The sequence below is a fragment of the Shewanella sp. Pdp11 genome (assembly GCF_002838165.1).
GTDB lineage: Bacteria > Pseudomonadota > Gammaproteobacteria > Enterobacterales > Shewanellaceae > Shewanella > Shewanella hafniensis.
In genome coordinates, this window is sequence record NZ_CP015194.1 from 3342571 (window position 1) to 3363112 (window position 20542).

The following is a 20542-nucleotide window of genomic DNA, read 5'->3' on the forward strand; positions in this document are numbered from 1 at the left end:
AAAATACTTACACCAACTCCCTAATATTAAAGCTCTTACAAATCAATCAGGCGCATAATGCGCCTGATTGATTTTTAGCTTCTCGCAATGTTATTGGCACATTCCTGGGCACTTAAAACCCTTACCATACTGTTAACCATAGAACCAATAGCAAACGGCGATCGCGGCGCTGATCCCCGCGAAATCTGCGGTTAACCCACAGGCTAAGGCGTGGCGGCCATGGCGAATACCCACAGAACCAAAATACACGGCGAGAACATAAAAAGTAGTTTCAGTGCTGCCCTGAAAAATCGCCGCTAATCGGCCCGCAAAAGAATCTACTCCGTGGTGATCCATTGTCTCAAGCATCATAGCTCTGGCGCCTGAGCCACTAAAAGGTTTCATCAGCGCGGTCGGCATAGCATCGACAAAACGCGTATCAAAACCCAATATCCGCACGCCACTGGCAATCAAGTGCAACAGATAATCCAAGGCGCCGGATGCGCGCAGTAAACCTATAGCTAATAACATGGCGAGTAAATAAGGGATCAGTTGGATAGATTGAGCAAAACCCGCCTTCGCCCCTTCAATAAACTCATCATAAACCGCCACCTTGCGAATGCCCGCAACGATCACAAAGGTAAAAACCAGTAACAGTAAGATACCATTGCCCATGGCCGTCGACACTGTACCAATGGCTTCCGCACTTAAGGTCATCAGATAAAAACCACTCGCCACTAAGCCAGAGAGCATCAAGGCGCCATAACCGAGCACCACTGAGTTTAATAACGAAATCCGCTGCACTAACGCCACAACCAGTAAGCCTGCCAATGTCGAGGCCGAGGTTGCGAGTAAAATCGGCAGGAAAATATCCGCAGGCGCAGCTGCACCTTGCTGGGCACGGTAAAGGAATACCGTCACAGGCACTAAGGTCACAGAGGAAGTATTGAGTACTAAGAATAAGATTTGCGCATTGGTCGCCACGGTTTTTAACGGATTTAAACTCTGCAAATCATGCATGGCCTTTAAACCAAGCGGCGTGGCGGCATTATCTAAGCCAAAGATATTCGCCGTTAAATTCATCGTGATACTGCCAAAGGCGGGATGGCCCTTGGGCACTTCTGGCATCAAGCGGCGCAGTAAGGGTTCAAACACAAAGGCGATGGCGCCGACTACTCCGGCCTTCTCGCCCACCTGCATCAATCCCATCCATAGGGAAAGTACGCCAATCAGCCCAAGGGAAATTTCGGCGGCAAGCTTAGCACTCGCAAATAATGCCGCGACCGAAGCCGATAGGACTTCTATGTGCCCATTAAACAGTTGCACCGCTATTGCCAGTAATGCCGTAACAAAGAAAGCTAACCACACGCGATTCAGCACGCTAATCCCCTTATTTTTATTTGTTTTTATTCTATTAGCTTATAGCTACTGAGTGCTAACGTTATGGCGATGCATTGCAATATTACGGCAATCGCCAAGCATCAACATTAAATCACCATAACGGCTGAGGCACTTAGGATAAAATCTCAGACCCAATAAGGGATTATGATATACTCGCGCCAGTTGATACACAGTCTATTTTCCTATGGTTCAATGAAATCAATGGTTCAATTAAATCAAAATTTTATCGATACAATCACCCAAGAACTCCCCGCCCATTTATCCATGGACGAGTTTATTGCCGCCTGCGACAGGCCGCTTAGACGTTCAATTCGGGTCAATACCTTAAAAATCAGCAGCGACGACTTTAAGACTCTGATGCAACCTAAGGGCTGGACGTTCGATCCTATTCCTTGGTGTGAAGACGGATTTTGGATCAGCTACGATGAAGAAGAACAACTCGGTAATGCCTTAGAGCACATTCAGGGCTTATTCTACATTCAAGAAGCCAGCTCTATGTTGCCGCCGACCGCACTTTTTACACCGAATGCACATTTGCAGTGCGTTCTCGATCTTGCCTCCGCGCCGGGTTCAAAAACCACGCAAATGGCTGCATTAATGCAAAACCAAGGTTTATTGGTGGCAAATGAGTATTCGGCGAGCCGCGTAAAAGTATTGCACGCCAATGTGCTACGCATGGGCGCGAGCCACTGCGCCCTCACCCATTTCGATGGCCGTGTGTTTGGCGAATACCTGTACGAAAGTTTCGATGCCGTGCTCATCGATGCCCCCTGTGGCGGCGAAGGCACAGTGCGTAAAGATGCCGATGCGCTAAAACACTGGAGCCTTGACGATGTATTGGCGATTAGTGAAACCCAAAAAGCCTTAATCGAATCGGCGTTTCTCGCCCTCAAACCCTGCGGCAGTTTAGTTTACTCAACCTGCACCTTAAACCGCCTCGAAAACCAAGGCGTGTGCGAGTATTTAAAGCAAGTCTACGGCGATGCCGTGCAATTTGAATCCTTAAGTGATTTATTTGATGGCGCTGAGCGAGCCACGACTGCCGAAGGCTTCTTGCATGTCTGGCCGCAGATTTACGACAGTGAAGGTTTCTTTGTCGCTAAATTAACCAAAACGACCTCTGTGCCGCGGTTACAGCCTGAGCCTAAACTGCAGAAAAACTTCCCCTTCACGCCCGCATCAGCGAAACAAGCCCAAGGGATCAAAGATTATTTTCAGCAGGATTTAGGCATCAGCTTACCAGACGAACTCATCATGGTTCGCGATGATGAATTTTGGTTGTTTCCACATGAATTCAACGCTTTTATCGGCCGTATGCGCTTTCAGCGTATTGGCATTAAACTCGCCGATAACAGTAAGCACGGTTTTAAAGTCCGCCATGAAGCGATTATTGCTTTAGCGGGAAAACAACTTAGCCCAACCGCAAAAACGGTCGATGTGAGCGATGTTGAAGCCAAAGAGTATTTGATGGGGCGAGATATTCCCTTAGCTACCGCAGGAAAAGCCCAAGGTGAAGTGATCGTCTGTTATGGCGGCGCACCATTAGGCATGGCGAAACATTTAGGCAATAAGTTAAAAAACAACCTGCCCAGAGACTTAGTGAAAGATAAAGTGTTATTGCTACCAGAACAGACAAAATCGTTATAGTTCTGCTGTTTTTTAGCGATAAATAACCTAAAAAAGGGGAAGGTGAACGCGACTCTAGGGCAAAAGCTCGACTACACTGAGTCTATTGTAAAGCGCACTGCATGGCGCTTTCACCTGTAGCGCACTGCATGGCGCTTTCACCTGTAGCGCACGGCTCTTCAACGAGCCATTCCCCTAGGCCCAAACAGCTTTCATCGTTTTGGGCCTTTTTTTTATGCCAGTGTCTTTATCCCAGTGCCTTTATGCCTGAGCTTTTTGCCTGATCCTTTATGTCTCAGTATTGGCAAGCACGCAATCGCATAACGTGGGTCAAAGCACTTAAAACTAACGGCCGACTAAACGCGCCGCATCTTTGAATAAATTAAAGAAGTTATTACTGGTGTACTCAGCAAGATCTTCGTAACGCTCACCTCTAAGCTCTGCTACAAACTCAGCCACATCGCGCACATAGGCGGGCTGGTTTTCTTGTCCACGGTGTGGGATCGGCGCCAAATAAGGCGAGTCAGTTTCAACTAGCAGACGATCCTGAGGCACTTTACGGATAACGGTGCGCAGTTCACCGGCATTTTTAAAGGTGACTATGCCTGATACTGAAATGTAAAAGCCAAGATCAATCGCCGCTTTCGCCATTTCCCAGTTCTCGGTAAAGCAATGCAGTACGCCGCCGACTTTATCCGCGTTGCCCTGCTTAAGCATAGTGATAGTATCTTCACGCGCATCGCGGGTATGGACAATCAAAGGTTTATTCACTTCGACCGCAAGGGCAATCTGCTGCTCAAAACATTGTTGTTGCAGCAGTTTAGTTTCGTCGGCATAAAAATAATCTAGGCCAGTTTCACCAATCGCGACCACTTTAGGATCGGTGGCAAAGCGACGGATTTGCTCAACATCAAGCCCTTCTTTAACGTCTAATGGATGCACGCCCGATGACAAAAATACCTGATCGAAGGCTGCAACTTTATCTCTCATCGATTCGAATCCCTGCTGGCGCACGTTCACGCATAGCATATAGTCCACGCCACGGGCTTTCGCGCTGGCCAGAATATGTTCTAAGGTTTGTTGATCAGGCGCCGCTTTCAGGCGATCGAGATGGCAGTGTGAATCAATAAGCACAGGGATTTCCAAGCTGAATAACAAAAGGACGACAAGGATACCCAGCCAGGGGATCGAGGTCAAATTCCGCGAAGGTGAAGTATCAGTTTAGAGAGTGAGTAAATATAAAAACTTGAAAATTTAAACCAGCGAGATATTGAAATAAAAACGTTTAAGACTGTGCAAGCTTCAAATTAGAGCAAGAATGCGGGCCAAGCTACATAGTGCAGGTTAGATCGCCGGAGGCCAGTTCGCGGGACAGTAACTTTTCGATGTGGTGTTTATGGCTATCGGGCTCAGAAACAATTTTAATGCCAATGCCTACAGGACGGCCGCCCGAAGCACCTAAGGGATTGATCCATACCACAACACCGCGAAATTCATTCGTTATGGTCGCGCCCGGTAAGCGATACGCAATCGTCAGTGGCTGGCCAAGGTAATGCCCTTCACTAGTCGCAATGAATAATCCTGCCGGCTTAATAAAAGGCATATAGGCACGATATAGCTGATGTAAGGTATCAAAATTAACGACGAGATCTACCATGGCATATTACTTATTTGTTATCTCTCTATATTCTAAGACATAACTTTGACACAAAGCCAGATAATTGACGCTCGGCATTGTGCTTAAGCTATGAGACATTCCCATGATCTTAGCCGCCAAATTCCCGAGCTGCGCATGAACAAACGCATCTTGATGGCTGTTTTTCAGTAACACTTGTCGTATAAGCAGGTATAAAACCTTAAGAACATCAATTATTTGTTGTTCACTTATAGTTAACAAACTAGCACACAGATGACCAGACGACAAACTTTGGGCCCAATCTTTGCGAAACTGTAGCAAGGATTGATAACGGCTCTGTTGACCACCTTCACACTGCAAGCTCTCTGCCAACTTTAGCGGTCCACCCACCACACTCAAGCACCAAGTAACATCCTCTTGGATATCACATTGCTGCGCTAACCAGTTTTTGATGATTTCTCGGCTTGGCACAACGAAGGGAATGCGCTGACAACGGCTGCTGACCGTCGCCATTAAACGTGCAGGCGTATCCGACTGCAATATCAGTAAAGTGTCTTTACCCGGCTCCTCAAGGGTTTTAAGGAGAGCGTTGGCGGCAGCGGAGTTAAGCCGCTCACTATGATGAATAATCGCCACTCGCATACCGCTTTGCTGGGCTGTCGCCGTCAGACGCGTGCAAAGCTCACGAATTTGATCGACTTTAATTTGATTGCCATCGGCAGCAATATGGTAAAAATCGGGATGATTGCCCGCATCAAAAAGCTGACAAGACTTACAAAAACCGCACGCTCCCACCGGTGTTGGCTGCAAACACATGGCCGCACGCGCCATAAACACACTCAGCAGCTCACCACCATAAGCAGAATCAATGCCGACAAGCTGCGCATGGGGCATTTTTTGCCGCGTGAGTTGCGCTAAAAATGCCTGCCTTGGCCCTTCGAGCCAAGGCAATTGCGCAGCCGTAAACCCAGACTCAACTACCATGCCATCGCCTGTAACACGGCTAAGATATCTTTATGCACTTCGGCCATGGTTTGACTCGCATCGATAACCACTATGCTGTCATCTTCGCTAGCAAGTTTAAGGTAAGTCGCGCGAGCTCGTTCAAAGAAATCAATCGCTTGTTGCTCAATTCTATCAAGCTCACCGCGTTTAGCCGCGCGGGTTAGCCCAAGCTTGGGATCTAAATCTAAGTACAAGGTGAGATCGGGTTTAAAGCCTTTAAGGGTGGCAGTGCTAACCGCCTCCACTAACGGCATTAAGCCCCTGCCACCACCTTGATAGGCCAGTGACGATAAATTGTGTCTGTCACCCAATACCCACTGACCCTTTGCAAGCGCGGGCTTAATGACATTGGCAACCAACTGGGCTCTGGCGGCATAGATGAGTAAACACTCGGCCTCGTCGCACAAGGGATCGGTCGCATCAGCAATTTTGACTAAGTCACGGATACGTTCTGCCAGTGGCGTGCCACCCGGCTCGCGGGTGCAGATCGGCGCTTTACCCGTGTGTTTCTCAATAAAGTCGCGAATAAGGTTAATCGCACTCGACTTACCCGCGCCTTCTAAACCTTCAATAACGATAAATTTTGCAAAAACTGACATTAGATTTTCTTTCTCTGCATTTTTACTTTGGTGATTTTTCTGGCGTCGCCGGTTTTTTCTTACGCTGATACACATCTACAGCTTGGTTGTGTGCTTCAAGTGTGCTTGAAAACACATGGGTACCATCGTTGCGTGACACAAAATAGAGATAACTCACGCTGGCGGGCTTAGACACGGCCATCAGTGAGGCTTTGCTCGGTGCTGCAATCGGTGTTGGCGGTAATCCAAAAATACGGTAAGTGTTAAAAGGTGTCTCTTCGACTAAATCTTTACGGGTGATATTGCCCTTATAGCGTTCGCCCATGCCATAAATAACCGTCGGATCGGTTTGCAGACGCATGCCTTGGTTCAGACGATTAACAAATACGCCGGCGATTTGCTCACGCTCATGGGCTTGGCCGGTTTCCTTTTCAACTATCGATGCCAAAATCAGCATTTCATAGGGCGATTTTAACGGCAAATTCGGCGCCCGTTCTGCCCACGCTTTGGCAAGCTCTTGCTCCATCATCTTATAGCTTTGAGTCAGCAGAACTTTAACATCCGCCTCAGCAGTATAATGATAGGTGTCGGGGAAGAATTTACCCTCTGGCAAACCTGAGTCATCGCCCTGCGCCATCAAGACAGCGGCAAACACCTCTGGTGACATCTGTAAATGCGGCGCACTGGCAAGTTGTTGTTCCCATTCAACGATGGTTTTGCCTTCAACTAAGGTCAAACTGAAGGTTTTCACTTTTCCGGCAATCAAATCATTCAGCAAATCGGTAATGGTTTGTGAAGGTGAAATTTCGTAAAGACCCGAGCGGATCTTAGCAAGCTCAGGGCGGAACTTAAGTAACCACTTGAGTTTCCACGTGTCTTGAATCACGCCATCGTCGGCAAGTTGCTGCGCAAGTTGGTTGACACTGGTACCGCGTTCAACGGTCAGCTCTTTAGGCTCGCTGAGACTCAGCGGCGTTTGACTGTATTCAATGACGGTTTGATAGCCCCAAAAGGCGCCCAAACAGACTAATGTCAGCAAGGTCAACAGGGTTGAACTGCCGATAAGAATGAGTTTTTTCATAGGATAAGTGAAAGTGTCTGTCTAAGTTGCGCGGTAATCGGAGCACGGCTGAACTTGAGCGAGTCTATCGCCAGTACATCCACAATTCCTAAAACGCTGTTAGTGATAAACGCTGAGTCAAATTCAATTAAACGCTCTGCGCCAACGGGCAAACATTCGATATTCATGTTCTGTTCAAGCAAGGCTAACATAACCTGTTCGCGCATCACACCCGCCACGCCGCACTGGGCTAATGCAGGGGTTATAACGCGATTGCCTTTGATAAAAAACACATTCGCCATCGAAGATTCAATCACATTGTCTTCGATATCGTTAACTAACCAGTCATCAAACCCCTGAGGTAAAGGGTGGGATTTAATCAACACTTGTTCGAGTCGATTTAAATGCTTCATCCCAGCCAACAAGGGCTGCAAACCTAAGCGTACCGACGAGGTTTTAAGGCAAATGCCCGCGTGCTGCCACTTTGCATAATGGCTTGGGATAGCATGAACTGAGACAATTTCGGTCGGATTAACTGTTTCTGGTGGTGTGTAACCACGGCCACCGACACCACGGGTAACAATTAACTTAATACAATGATTAGGATATTCAATGGCTAAGGCATAAAGCTGCTGTTGCAGTGCTTCACTCATTTGCCATTGAAACCCAAGCCTTGCGGCGCCTGCGGTTAAACGAGCTTGATGGGCCTCTAAAAATAAAATCCCCTCAGCGCCTGTCCGCATAGTCGCGAACAGGCCATCACCGTAGGCAAGCCCTCGATCGGAAGGGTCGATACTCGCCTGCGATGCGCCATTCACCCAAAACACGTGTGTTAGTCCTGACTGATACGGCTAGCCACCGCTTCTTGCTGATCTTTGTACTTGGCACTCTTACGGGTGTTATAAGGACGTGCAACCGCATGATTTAAGCGTTCAAAGTTAAGCGCGCCTATGGTCATACGAGGACGCAGGGCCAAAGGCAACTTGCCGCTATTATAGAACTCGAGCACGATTTTACCCTGCCAACCCGGATCAATACGGTGTGCCGTCACGTGCACCATCAGGCCTAAACGCGCCAATGATGAACGACCATCGAGCCAACCGACGATATCGGCAGGTAAAGTTACGCTCTCGTAAGTCACAGCCAAAGCCAATTCGCCAGGATGCAGGAAAAACGCTTCGCCATCAGGGATTTCGATAATCTCACTCATCACCCGATCAAGCGCAGCTTGCATCTCGACGCTTGGACCACTCAAGTCGATATAAGGCGCAGTATGATCTTTAAAGACGCGAAACTGTCCACCTAAGCGCACATCAACACTGACGCCTGAAATAGCTTCTATACCTGGGCGAGGTTCTATTACGATAGTGCCGTTATCAAGGGCCTGTTCAATTTCGATATCGGTTAAGCGCATCTTGCCTATTACTCCTTGAGTTTTTATGTCGTTATTTTGCCAGTAAATGTTGGATACGAGTCTTTAAAATATCGGTCGCAATACGATTCTTACCGCCACGGGGAACGATAATATCGGCGTATTGTTTCGACGGTTCGATAAACTGTAAGAACATAGGACGCACGGTTTTTTTGTACTGAGAAATCACAGATTCCATCGTACGGCCGCGTTCCGCTACATCACGGGTTAGGCGACGTAGGAAACAAATGTCCAGCGGCGTGTCCATAAACACACTCGCGTCCATCAACGCACGTAACTTAGGATCGGTCAGCAGTAAGATACCTTCTAAAATGATCACCTTTTTCGGTGTCATCGTCAGAGTTTCTGCTGTACGAGTGTGCTCTGTGTAGCTATAACAAGGGATATCAACAGCTTCGCCAGACTTAAGCAACTGTAAATGGGTGCACAACAGTTGATGGTCCAACGCTTTAGGATGATCGTAATTCGTTAATACCCGTTCATCCATGGATAAATGACTTTGATCGCGATAGTACGCGTCTTCATTAATTACCCCAATTTGATCTGTGCCTAAATCGCGGCGTAATTCGTCAAAAATCGTTTTGGCAATTAAACTTTTGCCCGATGCTGACGCGCCAGCAATTGCAATAATGACACACTGCTGAGAATTCATACCCTTAAACCTTACTCGTCATCTGAAACACTAATAGAAACTGTTTTCTGGCTTTGCTTTAAAGCCAATTCTGCGCCCACTTTACGGGCAATTTCCCGATAAAGTGCGGCTACTTCACTGTCTGGTTCGGCAACGACCGTCGGTGCACCGTTATCCATGGCTTCACGGATATTGATGTGCAGCGGCAAGGCGCCTAACAGTGGAACTTGATAACGCTCGGCGATTTTACTGCCACCGTGTGTTCCAAATGGATGTTCTTTATGTCCACACTCGGGACATAAATGGAAACTCATGTTTTCGACGATCCCCAGCACAGGAATGTTCACTTTCTGGAACATATTGATGCCCTTCTTGGCATCTGCCAGCGCGATATCCTGCGGCGTGGTGACGATAACAGCGCCACTCACCGGCACTTTTTGCGACAGAGTTAATTGAATATCACCCGTACCCGGCGGCATATCGACGACTAAATAATCCAGCTCTGGCCATTGGGTTTCATTGAGTAGTTGCGCTAACGCGCCCGCAGCCATTGGGCCGCGCCACACAGCGGCTTCATCACCGCTGAGCATAAACCCAATCGATTGCGCAGCAATACCATGGGCACTGGCGGCGGTCATGTGTTTGCCATCGGGGGAAAGCGGTCTGAAATTAGGAATACCTAGCATCATAGGCACTGACGGGCCGTAAATATCCGCATCGAGAATACCCACCTGCGCGCCTTCAGCCGCGAGGGCCAAAGCTAAGTTCACAGCTGTGGTTGACTTACCCACTCCACCCTTACCTGAGGCAACGGCAATCACTTGCTTCACATTGGCAATCGGTGCGATAGAAGATAACGCTGAATAGGCTTTAGGTTGAAAATCGATTTCACATTCGACTTCATCGATAGCATCGAGCACTGCTAGCTTATTCGTCAACGCCATGACTGTGTCTCGATACTGGGTCATGCAAGGGTATGGATAGACTAAGCCAAGCTGCAAACGCTTACCTTCCAACGCCAGTTTATTTACGCATCCTGCGCTCACTAACCCTTTCGCGAGATACGGGTCAACAAATGAATCGAGAATAGCCAGAACTGGCCCGAGAAGATCGTCATTTAGACGATAATCAGTTTGAGTTGAAGACAAAAGAATTACCCCCACCAATAAATTTGCCCAAGTGTACCAGATAATGCAGAAAACATTAGCGCAGATTTAGCTCAATCGGCTCAGCTTTTGATGAAAATCATCCTGTAATCGGTTAGTATCTCTACCAATATTTTTGGCCCACCACGATATTTGAGACAAGATGGCAACTTCACAACGTAAAATTCTCGTGACCAGCGCACTTCCCTACGCAAACGGACCGATACATTTAGGTCACATGTTGGAATACATCCAGACAGATATCTGGTCGCGTTATCAAAAGCTTCGTGGACATGAGTGCCACTATATTTGTGCCGATGATGCCCATGGCACGCCGATCATGCTTAAAGCCCAGCAATTAGGCATAGCGCCTGAAGATATGATCGCCCAAGTGAACAAAGAACATCAGCAGGATTTCGCCGATTTTAATATCGCCTTCGATAATTATCACAGCACCCACAGTGAAGAAAACCGCGTGCTGGCGAGTGATATTTACTTAAAACTGCGGGCGAATGGCTATATCAAAAGCAAGAGCATTTCTCAGCTGTTCGATCCTGAGAAATCCATGTTCCTACCTGACCGCTTCGTAAAAGGCACTTGCCCTAAGTGTAAATCGCCCGATCAATACGGCGATAACTGTGATGCCTGCGGCGCGACTTACAGCCCTACTGAGCTCATCAATCCAAAATCAGCGGTATCGGGTGCAACGCCAGTGATGAAAGACACTGAGCACTTTTTCTTTGACCTGCCGGCCTTCGAAGGCATGCTCAAAGAGTGGACTCGCTCTGGCGCACTGCAAGTCGAAATGGCCAATAAACTCGACGAATGGTTCGAGCAAGGTCTGCAGCAATGGGATATCACCCGTGATGCACCGTATTTTGGTTTCGAAATTCCCGATGCGCCAGGTAAGTATTTCTACGTTTGGCTAGATGCGCCTATCGGCTATATGGGTTCATTCAAAAATCTGTGTGACAAACGCCCAGAACTGAGCTTTGATGAATTTTGGAGTAAAGATTCAACCGCTGAGGTTTATCACTTCATCGGTAAAGACATAGTCTACTTCCACAGCCTGTTCTGGCCAGCCATGCTGCACGGCTCAGGTTATCGTCAGCCAAACAGCGTCTATGCCCACGGCTATGTGACGGTCAATGGCGCGAAAATGTCTAAATCAAAAGGCACCTTTATCAAGGCGCGTACCTATTTAGATCATTTAGATCCTGAATATTTACGTTACTACTACGCCGCCAAACTCAGCAGTCGTATCGACGATTTAGATTTAAATCTGGAAGATTTCGCCCAGCGCGTGAACTCAGACTTAGTCGGTAAGCTAGTGAACTTAGCCTCGCGCACCGCTGGTTTTATCACTAAACGCTTCGATGACAAGCTCGCGAAAATTAACGACACCACCCTGACCGAAGCGTTTTTAGCCAAGCAAGACGTGATTGCCGATTTTTACGAGTCGCGCGAATACGGCAAAGCGATGCGCGAAATCATGGCACTGGCAGATATTGCCAACGGGTTTGTGGCCGATGCTGCACCTTGGCAAATGGTCAAACATGACGATCAACAGGAAACGGCACATCAAGTGTGTTCAAACGCCTTGAATCTGTTCCGTATTTTAGTGACGTATCTAAAACCTGTATTGCCACGTTTAGCCCAAGATGTAGAAGCCTTCTTCCAATTGCCACTCACTTGGGATGCATTGAGCCAAGATTTAGCGGGTCATGAAATCGCCCCATTCAAGGCCATGATGCAACGTGTTGAGCTGGATAAAGTCAATGCCATGGTTGCTGATTCCAAGGATAACCTGCAAGTCACGGCCGATGCGCCAAAGACGGCTGCGCCTGAAAAAACCGCTAAAGCTTCATCGGTTAGTAGTGAGCCGCTGGTTAACGATCCTATCAGTGAGACCATCAACTTTGATGATTTTGCTAAAATCGACCTGCGTATCGCTCGCATCGTTAAAGCTGAACATGTTGCTGACGCTGACAAATTACTCAAGTTACAACTCGACATCGGTGGTGAAACGCGCCAAGTGTTTGCCGGGATCAAATCGGCTTATTCGCCAGAAGATCTCGAAGGCAAGTTAACTGTAATGGTGGCGAACTTAGCGCCACGTAAGATGCGTTTTGGCATGTCTGAAGGCATGGTGTTAGCAGCAGGCCCTGGTGGCAGCGACCTGTGGATTTTAGAACCCCATGAAGGCGCACAGCCTGGCATGCGGGTTAAGTAATCTGCGCTAGATAACGCTCGAAAAATCAATAAGGCCGCATTTTATGTGGCCTTATTTGTTGGTTTTGACTGTTAGCCAATTCGTCTTTTAAAAGACTGAGTTTATACCACTAGGTTTAGCTGACAGGTTTAAGCGACTAGTTTAACTGACAGGCTTAAGTGACTGCTTTAAGTGACAGGTTTCAGAAAACGAGTTAATGCTCGTATTTCTATCGACAAGGCATTCGCTGCAGTGTGATATCCATATCTGTGACAGGTCTAAAATCGACGCAATGTTCAGTGAATCATTCGAGGAGTAGTTATGGGAAATATCGTTGAGCAGTTGCTGTTTTCTGCCTCGATTACGGGTCCAATCTGTTTGATGTTAGCGCTCGGTGTGATCCTAAAACGCACCCAAATCATCAATGAAAACTTTATTGATGTCGCATCAAAGTTAGTCTTTAACGTGACGCTGCCAGCCTTACTGTTCCTTAGCATTATTAGCTCCAATCACGATCTCGCCTCCAGTGCGCCCTTAATTGGCTATGGTTTAGCGGCCAATCTGCTGTTTTTTATATTATCCACCTATGCAACTGGACGACTATTTCCCAAGCACAAAGACCAAGGCGTGATCATTCAAGGGGGATTCAGGGCCAATACCGCGATTATTGGCTTAGCTTATGTTTCCAACGCCTACGGCAGTTCTGGTGTTGCTTTAGCTGCGGTTTATGTCGCCTCGATGACGCTGCTCTACAATATTCAAGCGGTTATTTGCCTCAGCCCTAAAGGCGAAGAATCCGGCCAACGCGCATTTGGCGTGATTATTAAAACCATCACTAAAAACCCACTGATTATTGCCATTATGGTCGGTATGTTGTTCTATTTACTTGCTATTCCAGTACCGAAAATGGTGCTCGATGCGGGCCAATACTTTGCCAATATGACCCTGCCACTAGCGCTACTGTGCACTGGCGGTTCGCTCGATATTGGTTCACTCAAACATGAAAAGCATTCGACTTGGTTCTCGACCGCATTAAAACTGATCTTTGCCCCGCTTTTTATCACGCTTGGGGCCTTGCTGTTGGGCTATCGAGGGATTGAATTAGCCCTGGTCTTTTTAATGAGTTCTGCGCCCACCGCAGCCGCCAGCTATGTGATGGCACGCGCCATGGGTGGCAATGCACCCCTTGCAGCCAATATTATCGCGCTGACCACAGTCTGCTCGTTGATCACGTGCACCTTAGGCATCTTTGTATTGTCAACTTTGGAGCTGATCTAGCTACAGCTAAAGGCTTAACTCTGATTGCACAAGCGCTAGAGGAACGAGTTTGAGTGCTGATAAGTCACCATAACTCACAGCAAAAAGGCGAGCCATGCTCGCCTTTCGTTTAGGGATAAACGGTTAGATAGCCATCATAAGCCGCTTTATTAATGAATTAGACCGGATTGGTGATATCCACAAAATGGTGCACTAAATCAAACTCGCGGGCGAGATGACGGCCTAAGGCTTGAATCCCAAAACGTTCGGTCGCATGGTGCCCCGCCGCAAAATAATGTACGCCCTGCTCCACCGCACTGTGGAAAGTGCGTTCGGACACTTCACCACTGATAAACGCATCCACACCTAAATTAGCCGCAATATCGATATAATCCTGCGCGCCGCCAGTACACCAAGCTAAATGTTGGATCTTGGCATCGCCATCACCTATGTGCAGTGGGGCTCTGCCTAACGCATCCTCAAGGGTGTGAGAAAATTCGCTAGCACTAACCGCAAGATCAAGTTTTCCACGCCACAGCAGCCCCTGAGCCACCTCTTCGATGGCTTCTGCGTCGACGATCCCAAGTTGCCTGCCTAAGGTCGCGTTATTACCCAGCATTGGGTGGGCATCTAAGGGCAAATGATAGCCAAACAAACTAATATCATGCTTGAGTAGCGCCTTAATCCTGCGTTGTTTCATGCCAGTGATCACTTCAGGCTCATTCTTCCAAAAAAAGCCGTGATGGACCAAAATCGCATCGGCGTTTAATCGAATCGCTTCATCGATCAAAGCCTGACATGCAGTCACGCCCGTCACTATGGTGCGGATCTCATCCTTGCCTTCTATTTGAAGCCCATTGGGCGCGTAATCTTTAAACGCCGAGATATGTAAAAAATCGGCTAAATATTGGGTTAATTCTGTCCGTGTCATTGCATTACCGTCCTTTACTCAAGATGTTCATTTACTGAAAATGGCGACTTAATCAAAATAAGACAATCGCTTACATCGCGATATCAACACGCACACCACCTTGCAGGTAGACGACACGTACTCTGTCACCCGCATTGAATACCATGCCAGCATCATAGTCTTGGATCACCATAACTTGGGTGCCATCTTCTTGATTGATCATCAGTTCAACCAGCTTCAATGACTGCACGCTCGTGCCACTGCCATAACGATTGCCGATACCGCCACCAATCAAGGCGCCTAAAATGGTCGCCACATCACGGCCAGAACCGCCACCAAACTGATTACCAATCACCCCACCCGCTAAGGCGCCACCAAAGGTTTTCCAACCTCGATTACGGTCTTCAATCAGCTGGGTTTCAGTGATATTACGTACTGAGGTAATATCGCCATAGAGCACTTTCTCGACAGGCACAGCTTGATTACGGTCATAACCTGCACTTGCGGGGCTGAGGATAAACGCAAAAATAAACATAAAGCTTGCTAGAGTAGGTTTCCACATATCTGAATTTCCGCTAACTTAATAATAAGGTCTATAACTAAATCATACTCAATTGTGAAGTCACTGTCTTTTCTGAATCACGAATTTGAAGCTTTTCCTTCACCCGAACTCGCCTTAACCGATCCTAATGGGTTATTGGCTATCGGCGGCGACTTACGCCCTGAACGCTTACTCTCGGCTTACTACAACGGTATTTTTCCTTGGTTTAACTCAGATGATCCTATTTTGTGGTGGTCGCCCGATCCCCGCGCCGTGTTTATTCCAGGTGAAGTACACATCAGCACAAGTTTGCGGAAATACTTAAAAAAACAACCTTGGCGGATCACAATCAATCACGCTTTCACCGATGTAATGGCGGGATGCGCGCAGCCAAGAGAAAAACAGAGCGGCACTTGGATCACCCAAGAAATTCAAATGGCCTATCGCGAACTGCATCACACAGGTCACGCCCATTCCATTGAAGTCTGGGAAGGCGAACGTTTAATCGGTGGGCTTTACGGCTTAGCAATCGGCCAAGTGTTTTGCGGCGAATCCATGTTTCACCGTAAAACTAATGCGTCCAAGGCCGCCGTTGCAGCGCTGCAACAGCATTTACTCAAAATGGGATTCAAACTCATCGATGCACAAGTGATGAATCCTCACCTAGAAAGTTTGGGAGCCAAAGCCATTAAACGCATTGATTTTACAACGTTACTGAGCGAACTGAGAAACAATCCCGTGGACCCAAATACTTGGACCACTAAAGAGGTCATCCTTGAACTCGAGTAAAGCATCGATTGCTATCGGTATCAGTCAAATATTTCCCTGCAGCTACCTCGATGGCCAGCAGGAGCAGCTACTTGTCATCCAAGAAGATACGCTCGATCCCATTTTATTTGAGCGTTTACTCGCGGTGGGTTTTCGCCGCAGTGGCGGCTCCATTTATAAACCCCGTTGCCCAAGATGCAGCGCGTGCCAGCCTATTCGTGTGCCAGCGCATGAATTTGTGCCATCGAAACGCCAAAAACGGACCTTAGCAAAAAACCAAGATCTGACCTGGCGAATTACTTCGGAGCAAACCGCCGAACAATATGCCCTGTATGAGCATTACATTCGTGAGCGGCATTTTGATGGCCCTATGTTTCCCCCGAGTGAAGATCAATATCATCACTTTCTTTTTTGCCATTGGTTGCCACCGACGTTTATCGAAGTCTATAACGGCGATAAATTATTAGCGGTTGCGGTTACAGATACCTTACCCAATAGTCTTTCGGCAATTTACAGCTATTTTGACCCCGACGAAGAACAGCGTTCCCTCGGCGCCTTGTTAATTTTAATTCAGTGCCGATTGGCAAAACTCATGGACAAAGAATTTGTTTATCTCGGATATCAAATAGATGAAAACCGTAAAATGTCCTACAAGCGTTTATATCGCCCATATCAAATTCTCACACCGACGGGCTGGGAGTATTCCTAAGTTTGCTAAGTACTTCCCCTTTACAGCAGGGTGAATTTGGGGCATGATACGCCCGTTTTTTATATTCGAAGGCTAATGGGATAATTAATTAATGGCGAAAGAAGACAACATTGAAATGCAAGGCACTATCCTTGAAACCTTGCCAAACACAATGTTTCGTGTAGAGCTTGAAAATGGTCATGTGGTGATAGCCCACATTTCAGGCAAAATGCGCAAAAACTACATCCGGATCCTTACTGGCGATAAAGTTACCGTCCAGCTGACTCCTTATGATCTGACCAAAGGTCGCATTGTCTTCCGCGCACGCTGATATAGCCTCTTAGATTTAAAAACCCGGCAAGGCCGGGTTTTTTTGTTTGCGAAAGATGAAAAAAATGGCTGCAATTGCAGCCATTTTTATGTCTAAAACTAATGGATAATCAAGCGTTAAGCTTTTGTTGTCGCTTTTTCGTGACGTTCGGTACGAATGACAATCTCGCCCTCCTTCACATCCACATGCGCCACACCGCCTGACTCTAAGACACCAAATAAGATCTCGTCTGCCAATGGACGTTTGATCAATTCGGTCACGACCCGAGCCATTGGACGCGCGCCCATGTTCTTGTCGTAACCTTTCTCGGCCAACAAGGTTCTGGCTTCGTCGCTGACATCCAAAGTAACGTGTTTTGCATCCAATTGAGCCTGCAATTCCACCAAGAACTTATCGACCACTTTGGCGATAATCGTCATATCCAAATGGTTGAACCAAATGATGGAATCGAGACGATTTCGAAATTCTGGTGAAAATACCCGATTAATTTCAGATAACGCATCTTGGGTGTGATCTTGCTGGGTAAAGCCAATCGACTTACGAATAGTCTCCTGAACACCCGCGTTGGTCGTCATCACCAAAGTCACGTGTCTGAAGTCCGCCTTACGACCATTATTATCGGTCAAAGTACCGTGATCCATCACCTGCAACAGCAAGTTATACACATCGCGGTGGGCCTTCTCGATTTCATCCAATAGCACCACACAGTGTGGGTTTTTAATCACAGCATCGGTGAGCAAGCCACCTTGGTCATAACCCACATATCCAGGAGGCGCACCAATCAAGCGAGAAACTGTGTGGCTTTCCATGTACTCTGACATGTCAAAGCGCACCAGTTTCATCCCTAAACAGTTGGCCAATTGGTTAGTGACTTCAGTTTTACCCACACCGGTGGGGCCCGCGAATAAGAAGCTACCCACAGGTTTCCTGTCTGTGCCTAAGCCACTGCGCGATAAGCGAATGGCTGAACTTAGGCTCTCAATCGCTTTGTCTTGGCCAAAGACCACCATCTTAAGGTTCCGCTCAAGATTACGCAGTAAGTCCTTATCAGTGGCAGATACCGACTTCTCAGGGATACGTGCCATTTTAGCCACTATCGACTCAATCTCAGCTTGGCCTATGGTCTTTTTACGTTTGCTCATAGGCAACATCACCATACGCGCACCCGCTTCATCGATCACATCGATGGCTTTATCGGGTAAATGTCTGTCGTTGATGTGCTTGGCCGACAATACTGCAGCGCTGCTGATCGCAGCCTGTGTATAACGAACCCCATGATATTCTTCGTATTTAGACTTAAGCCCCATCAAAATCTTAGTGGTTTCTTCCACTGAAGGCTCATTGATATCCACCTTTTGGAAGCGGCGAGCTAAGGCGCGGTCTTTCTCAAAAATACTTTGATATTCTTGGAAAGTAGTCGAGCCCATGCAACGCAAGTTGCCGCTAGATAGCAAAGGTTTCAGTAGATTAGAGGCATCCATTACGCCGCCAGAGGCCGCGCCCGCACCGATAATGGTGTGGATCTCATCGATAAATAGGATGGCATGCTTATCCGCCGCCAGTTCTTTTAACAGGTTCTTAAAGCGTTTTTCAAAGTCGCCGCGATACTTAGTTCCCGCCAGCAGTGAACCTAAGTCCAAGGAATACACTGTCGCTTCAAGCATAACATCGGGCACTTGTTTATTGACGATGCGATACGCTAACCCTTCGGCAATCGCCGTTTTACCTACACCCGCCTCACCCACTAACAGTGGATTATTTTTACGGCGACGGCACAGGGTTTGAATCGCGCGCTCGATTTCTTGGTCGCGACCAATAAGTGGGTCAATGATCCCTTGCTTAGCAAGTTGGTTTAAGTTGGACGCAAATTGCGACAACATGCTGCGCTCTTCGTTGCCCTCGCTCTGATCTTCGATACGTTCTTGATCTTGATGTGACTCAGCATCATCATTTTTGGCGAAACCATGGGAAATAAAGTTCACGACATCAAGACGACTAATATCGCAGCGACGCAGTAAATACACGGCTTGGGATTCTTGCTCACTGAAAATGGCGACTAACACGTTAGCGCCGTTCACTTCATTGCGACCCGATGACTGCACATGGAATACTGCACGTTGCAGCACTCGTTGGAACCCGAGCGTTGGCTGAGTTTCTTTGTCATCATCAATATCGGCAATGATTGGGGTTGTTTGTTGGATAAAGCTTGCCACTTCATCTCTGAGTTTATCTAGATTCGCTCCACAGGCGATTAACGCTTCTTGAGCCGCAGGATTGTCGATCAGAGCTAATAACAGATGTTCCACTGTCATATACTCATGACGCGCGTCTCTGGCTTGCTGAAACGCCAGATTTAAGGTGACTTCCAGATCTTTGTTCAGCATAAGCACCCCCAAAATTAACAACAGACTACAGAGTAAAGCGGTTTTACGCTTTCTCTAACGAACACAGTAACGGATGTTGGTTTTGTCTTGCAAATTGATTTACTTGTATCACCTTAGTTTCTGCAATCCCAAACGGGAAAATACCGCAAATTCCTTTTCCTTGGTGATGGATAGTCAACATGATATCGGTCGCTTCCTGCTCGTTCTTGCGAAAGAAAACCTGCAAAACTTCAATCACAAAATCCATTGGGGTGTAATCATCATTATTGAGTACCACCTTATACATCGAAGGCGGCATTAACTCTGATTCGACACGTTCTTCAATGTGTTCAATATTTCCTATCTTTGCCATTTTTTAATACTAGCCTCTCGTGTTGGCCTCTTCCAATTGATCCGTTCAAATTAATCAGTTGTTACCCCTTTGTTAATTTTAGCTTGACTTCCGCTTTTACTCCTTACATTCTGTTGTGCAGACGGTGAACGAATACCCGTCTATACAGGTTTTACTATCTTACTGGTAAGTAGACAACAGAAGGAAGTGGAAGTATGGCAAGCGGAACTGTTAAATGGTTCAACAACGCCAAAGGATTCGGGTTTATTTGCCCTGATCAAGGTGGTGAGGACGTTTTTGCACACTATTCTACCATTGAAATGGAAGGCTATCGAACTCTAAAAGCAGGCCAACCCGTTCAATTTGAAGTAGAAGCCGGTCCAAAAGGGATGCACGCTTCAGCCATTTCACCAACAAAATAACGTTTGGTGAGGCCAATGATCTAAAAGGCAGGGACAAGTCCCTGCCTTTTTATTGCTGCGTGTTTTATCAATCCTCACCACTTAATGCTGCATCGCTCATCATCATCATTTCGCATGAATTTAATTCAAGATCAATCTCTGCACATCACCCATTGCATCCCCACAAAAAGATTTCATCACCAGTCTCGACAGTAAATTTAGGGCA

At 47.2% G+C, this 20542-nt stretch carries 21 protein-coding genes; 7 read left to right on the forward strand and 14 right to left on the reverse strand.

The features are described from left to right. Window positions 1-132: 132 nt before the first annotated feature. Complete coding sequence (locus tag AYJ58_RS14775) at window positions 133-1359, reverse strand: nucleoside recognition domain-containing protein (protein WP_106650713.1); 1227 nt, start codon at window positions 1357-1359, stop codon at window positions 133-135. 222 nt (window positions 1360-1581) lie between these two features. Here AYJ58_RS14775 and rsmF point away from each other — a divergent pair, with 222 nt between their 5' ends. Continuing rightward, entirely contained in the window at window positions 1582-3027 is a 1446-nt protein-coding gene (gene rsmF / locus AYJ58_RS14780; RefSeq protein ID WP_106650714.1) for a 16S rRNA (cytosine(1407)-C(5))-methyltransferase RsmF, read from the forward strand. 324 nt (window positions 3028-3351) lie between these two features. Here rsmF and AYJ58_RS14785 read toward each other — a convergent pair whose 3' ends face one another. The 9 genes from AYJ58_RS14785 to apbC all read right to left on the reverse strand — a co-directional run bounded on the left by AYJ58_RS14785 (window position 3352) and on the right by apbC (window position 10496). Continuing rightward, entirely contained in the window at window positions 3352-4140 is a 789-nt protein-coding gene (locus AYJ58_RS14785) for a TatD family hydrolase (protein ID WP_006086270.1), read from the reverse strand. A 196-nt stretch (window positions 4141-4336) separates the two neighbouring features. Beyond that, on the reverse strand, window positions 4337-4663 hold the full coding sequence (locus tag AYJ58_RS14790; RefSeq protein WP_006081920.1) for a PilZ domain-containing protein: 327 nt from the start codon (window positions 4661-4663) through the stop codon (window positions 4337-4339). A gap of 6 nt (window positions 4664-4669) precedes the next feature. Next, window positions 4670-5626 (reverse strand): DNA polymerase III subunit delta', encoded by a 957-nt coding sequence (gene holB, locus AYJ58_RS14795; protein ID WP_106650715.1) that lies wholly within the window; start codon window positions 5624-5626, stop codon window positions 4670-4672. Then, on the reverse strand, window positions 5620-6246 hold the full coding sequence (gene tmk, locus AYJ58_RS14800) for a dTMP kinase (protein WP_106650716.1): 627 nt from the start codon (window positions 6244-6246) through the stop codon (window positions 5620-5622). The genes holB and tmk overlap by 7 nt, the downstream gene beginning before the upstream one ends. A gap of 22 nt (window positions 6247-6268) precedes the next feature. Next, on the reverse strand, window positions 6269-7306 hold the full coding sequence (mltG, locus tag AYJ58_RS14805) for an endolytic transglycosylase MltG (RefSeq protein ID WP_106650717.1): 1038 nt from the start codon (window positions 7304-7306) through the stop codon (window positions 6269-6271). Next, window positions 7303-8112, reverse strand: coding sequence for an aminodeoxychorismate lyase (gene pabC / locus AYJ58_RS14810; protein WP_106650718.1), 810 nt, complete (start codon window positions 8110-8112; stop codon window positions 7303-7305). Before pabC ends, mltG begins: the two co-directional genes overlap by 4 nt. 5 nt (window positions 8113-8117) lie before the next feature. After that, window positions 8118-8699, reverse strand: coding sequence for a dCTP deaminase (dcd, locus tag AYJ58_RS14815; RefSeq protein ID WP_006081925.1), 582 nt, complete (start codon window positions 8697-8699; stop codon window positions 8118-8120). A gap of 31 nt (window positions 8700-8730) precedes the next feature. Then, entirely contained in the window at window positions 8731-9369 is a 639-nt protein-coding gene (udk, locus tag AYJ58_RS14820) for a uridine kinase (RefSeq protein WP_011846994.1), read from the reverse strand. 11 nt (window positions 9370-9380) lie between these two features. Next, window positions 9381-10496 carry an iron-sulfur cluster carrier protein ApbC gene (apbC, locus tag AYJ58_RS14825; protein ID WP_006081927.1) on the reverse strand — a complete coding sequence of 372 codons (1116 nt, stop codon included), beginning with the start codon at window positions 10494-10496 and terminating at the stop codon, window positions 9381-9383. A 160-nt stretch (window positions 10497-10656) separates the two neighbouring features. On the opposite strand from apbC, the gene metG reads away from it, so the two are divergent. After that, window positions 10657-12726, forward strand: coding sequence for a methionine--tRNA ligase (gene metG / locus AYJ58_RS14830; RefSeq protein ID WP_106650719.1), 2070 nt, complete (start codon window positions 10657-10659; stop codon window positions 12724-12726). Window positions 12727-13026: 300 nt separating this feature from the next. Further along, window positions 13027-13983 carry an AEC family transporter gene (locus AYJ58_RS14835; protein WP_106650720.1) on the forward strand — a complete coding sequence of 319 codons (957 nt, stop codon included), beginning with the start codon at window positions 13027-13029 and terminating at the stop codon, window positions 13981-13983. Window positions 13984-14140: 157 nt separating this feature from the next. Here AYJ58_RS14835 and AYJ58_RS14840 read toward each other — a convergent pair whose 3' ends face one another. Beyond that, window positions 14141-14893, reverse strand: a complete 753-nt coding sequence (locus tag AYJ58_RS14840; RefSeq protein WP_106650721.1) for a Nif3-like dinuclear metal center hexameric protein — start codon at window positions 14891-14893, stop codon at window positions 14141-14143. A 70-nt stretch (window positions 14894-14963) separates the two neighbouring features. Further along, the gene (locus tag AYJ58_RS14845) at window positions 14964-15434 is read right to left on the reverse strand and encodes a glycine zipper 2TM domain-containing protein (RefSeq protein ID WP_106650722.1); all 471 of its coding nucleotides are present in this window, start codon (window positions 15432-15434) and stop codon (window positions 14964-14966) included. 54 nt (window positions 15435-15488) lie between these two features. Between AYJ58_RS14845 and aat the strand changes: the two genes are divergently transcribed. From aat to infA, 3 genes are all read left to right on the forward strand, one after another. After that, the gene (gene aat, locus AYJ58_RS14850; protein ID WP_106650723.1) at window positions 15489-16202 is read left to right on the forward strand and encodes a leucyl/phenylalanyl-tRNA--protein transferase; all 714 of its coding nucleotides are present in this window, start codon (window positions 15489-15491) and stop codon (window positions 16200-16202) included. Then, entirely contained in the window at window positions 16189-16890 is a 702-nt protein-coding gene (locus AYJ58_RS14855; protein ID WP_106650724.1) for an arginyltransferase, read from the forward strand. Before aat ends, AYJ58_RS14855 begins: the two co-directional genes overlap by 14 nt. A 91-nt stretch (window positions 16891-16981) precedes the next feature. Next, window positions 16982-17200 (forward strand): translation initiation factor IF-1, encoded by a 219-nt coding sequence (gene infA, locus AYJ58_RS14860; RefSeq protein WP_006081934.1) that lies wholly within the window; start codon window positions 16982-16984, stop codon window positions 17198-17200. Window positions 17201-17316: 116 nt separating this feature from the next. Here the strand turns inward: infA and clpA are convergent, their stop codons facing one another. Beyond that, the gene (clpA, locus tag AYJ58_RS14865; protein WP_106650725.1) at window positions 17317-19584 is read right to left on the reverse strand and encodes an ATP-dependent Clp protease ATP-binding subunit ClpA; all 2268 of its coding nucleotides are present in this window, start codon (window positions 19582-19584) and stop codon (window positions 17317-17319) included. A gap of 43 nt (window positions 19585-19627) precedes the next feature. Next, the gene (gene clpS / locus AYJ58_RS14870; protein ID WP_106650726.1) at window positions 19628-19936 is read right to left on the reverse strand and encodes an ATP-dependent Clp protease adapter ClpS; all 309 of its coding nucleotides are present in this window, start codon (window positions 19934-19936) and stop codon (window positions 19628-19630) included. A 194-nt stretch (window positions 19937-20130) separates the two neighbouring features. On the opposite strand from clpS, the gene cspD reads away from it, so the two are divergent. Further along, the gene (gene cspD / locus AYJ58_RS14875) at window positions 20131-20337 is read left to right on the forward strand and encodes a cold shock domain-containing protein CspD (RefSeq protein ID WP_006081937.1); all 207 of its coding nucleotides are present in this window, start codon (window positions 20131-20133) and stop codon (window positions 20335-20337) included. Window positions 20338-20542 lie beyond the last annotated feature (205 nt).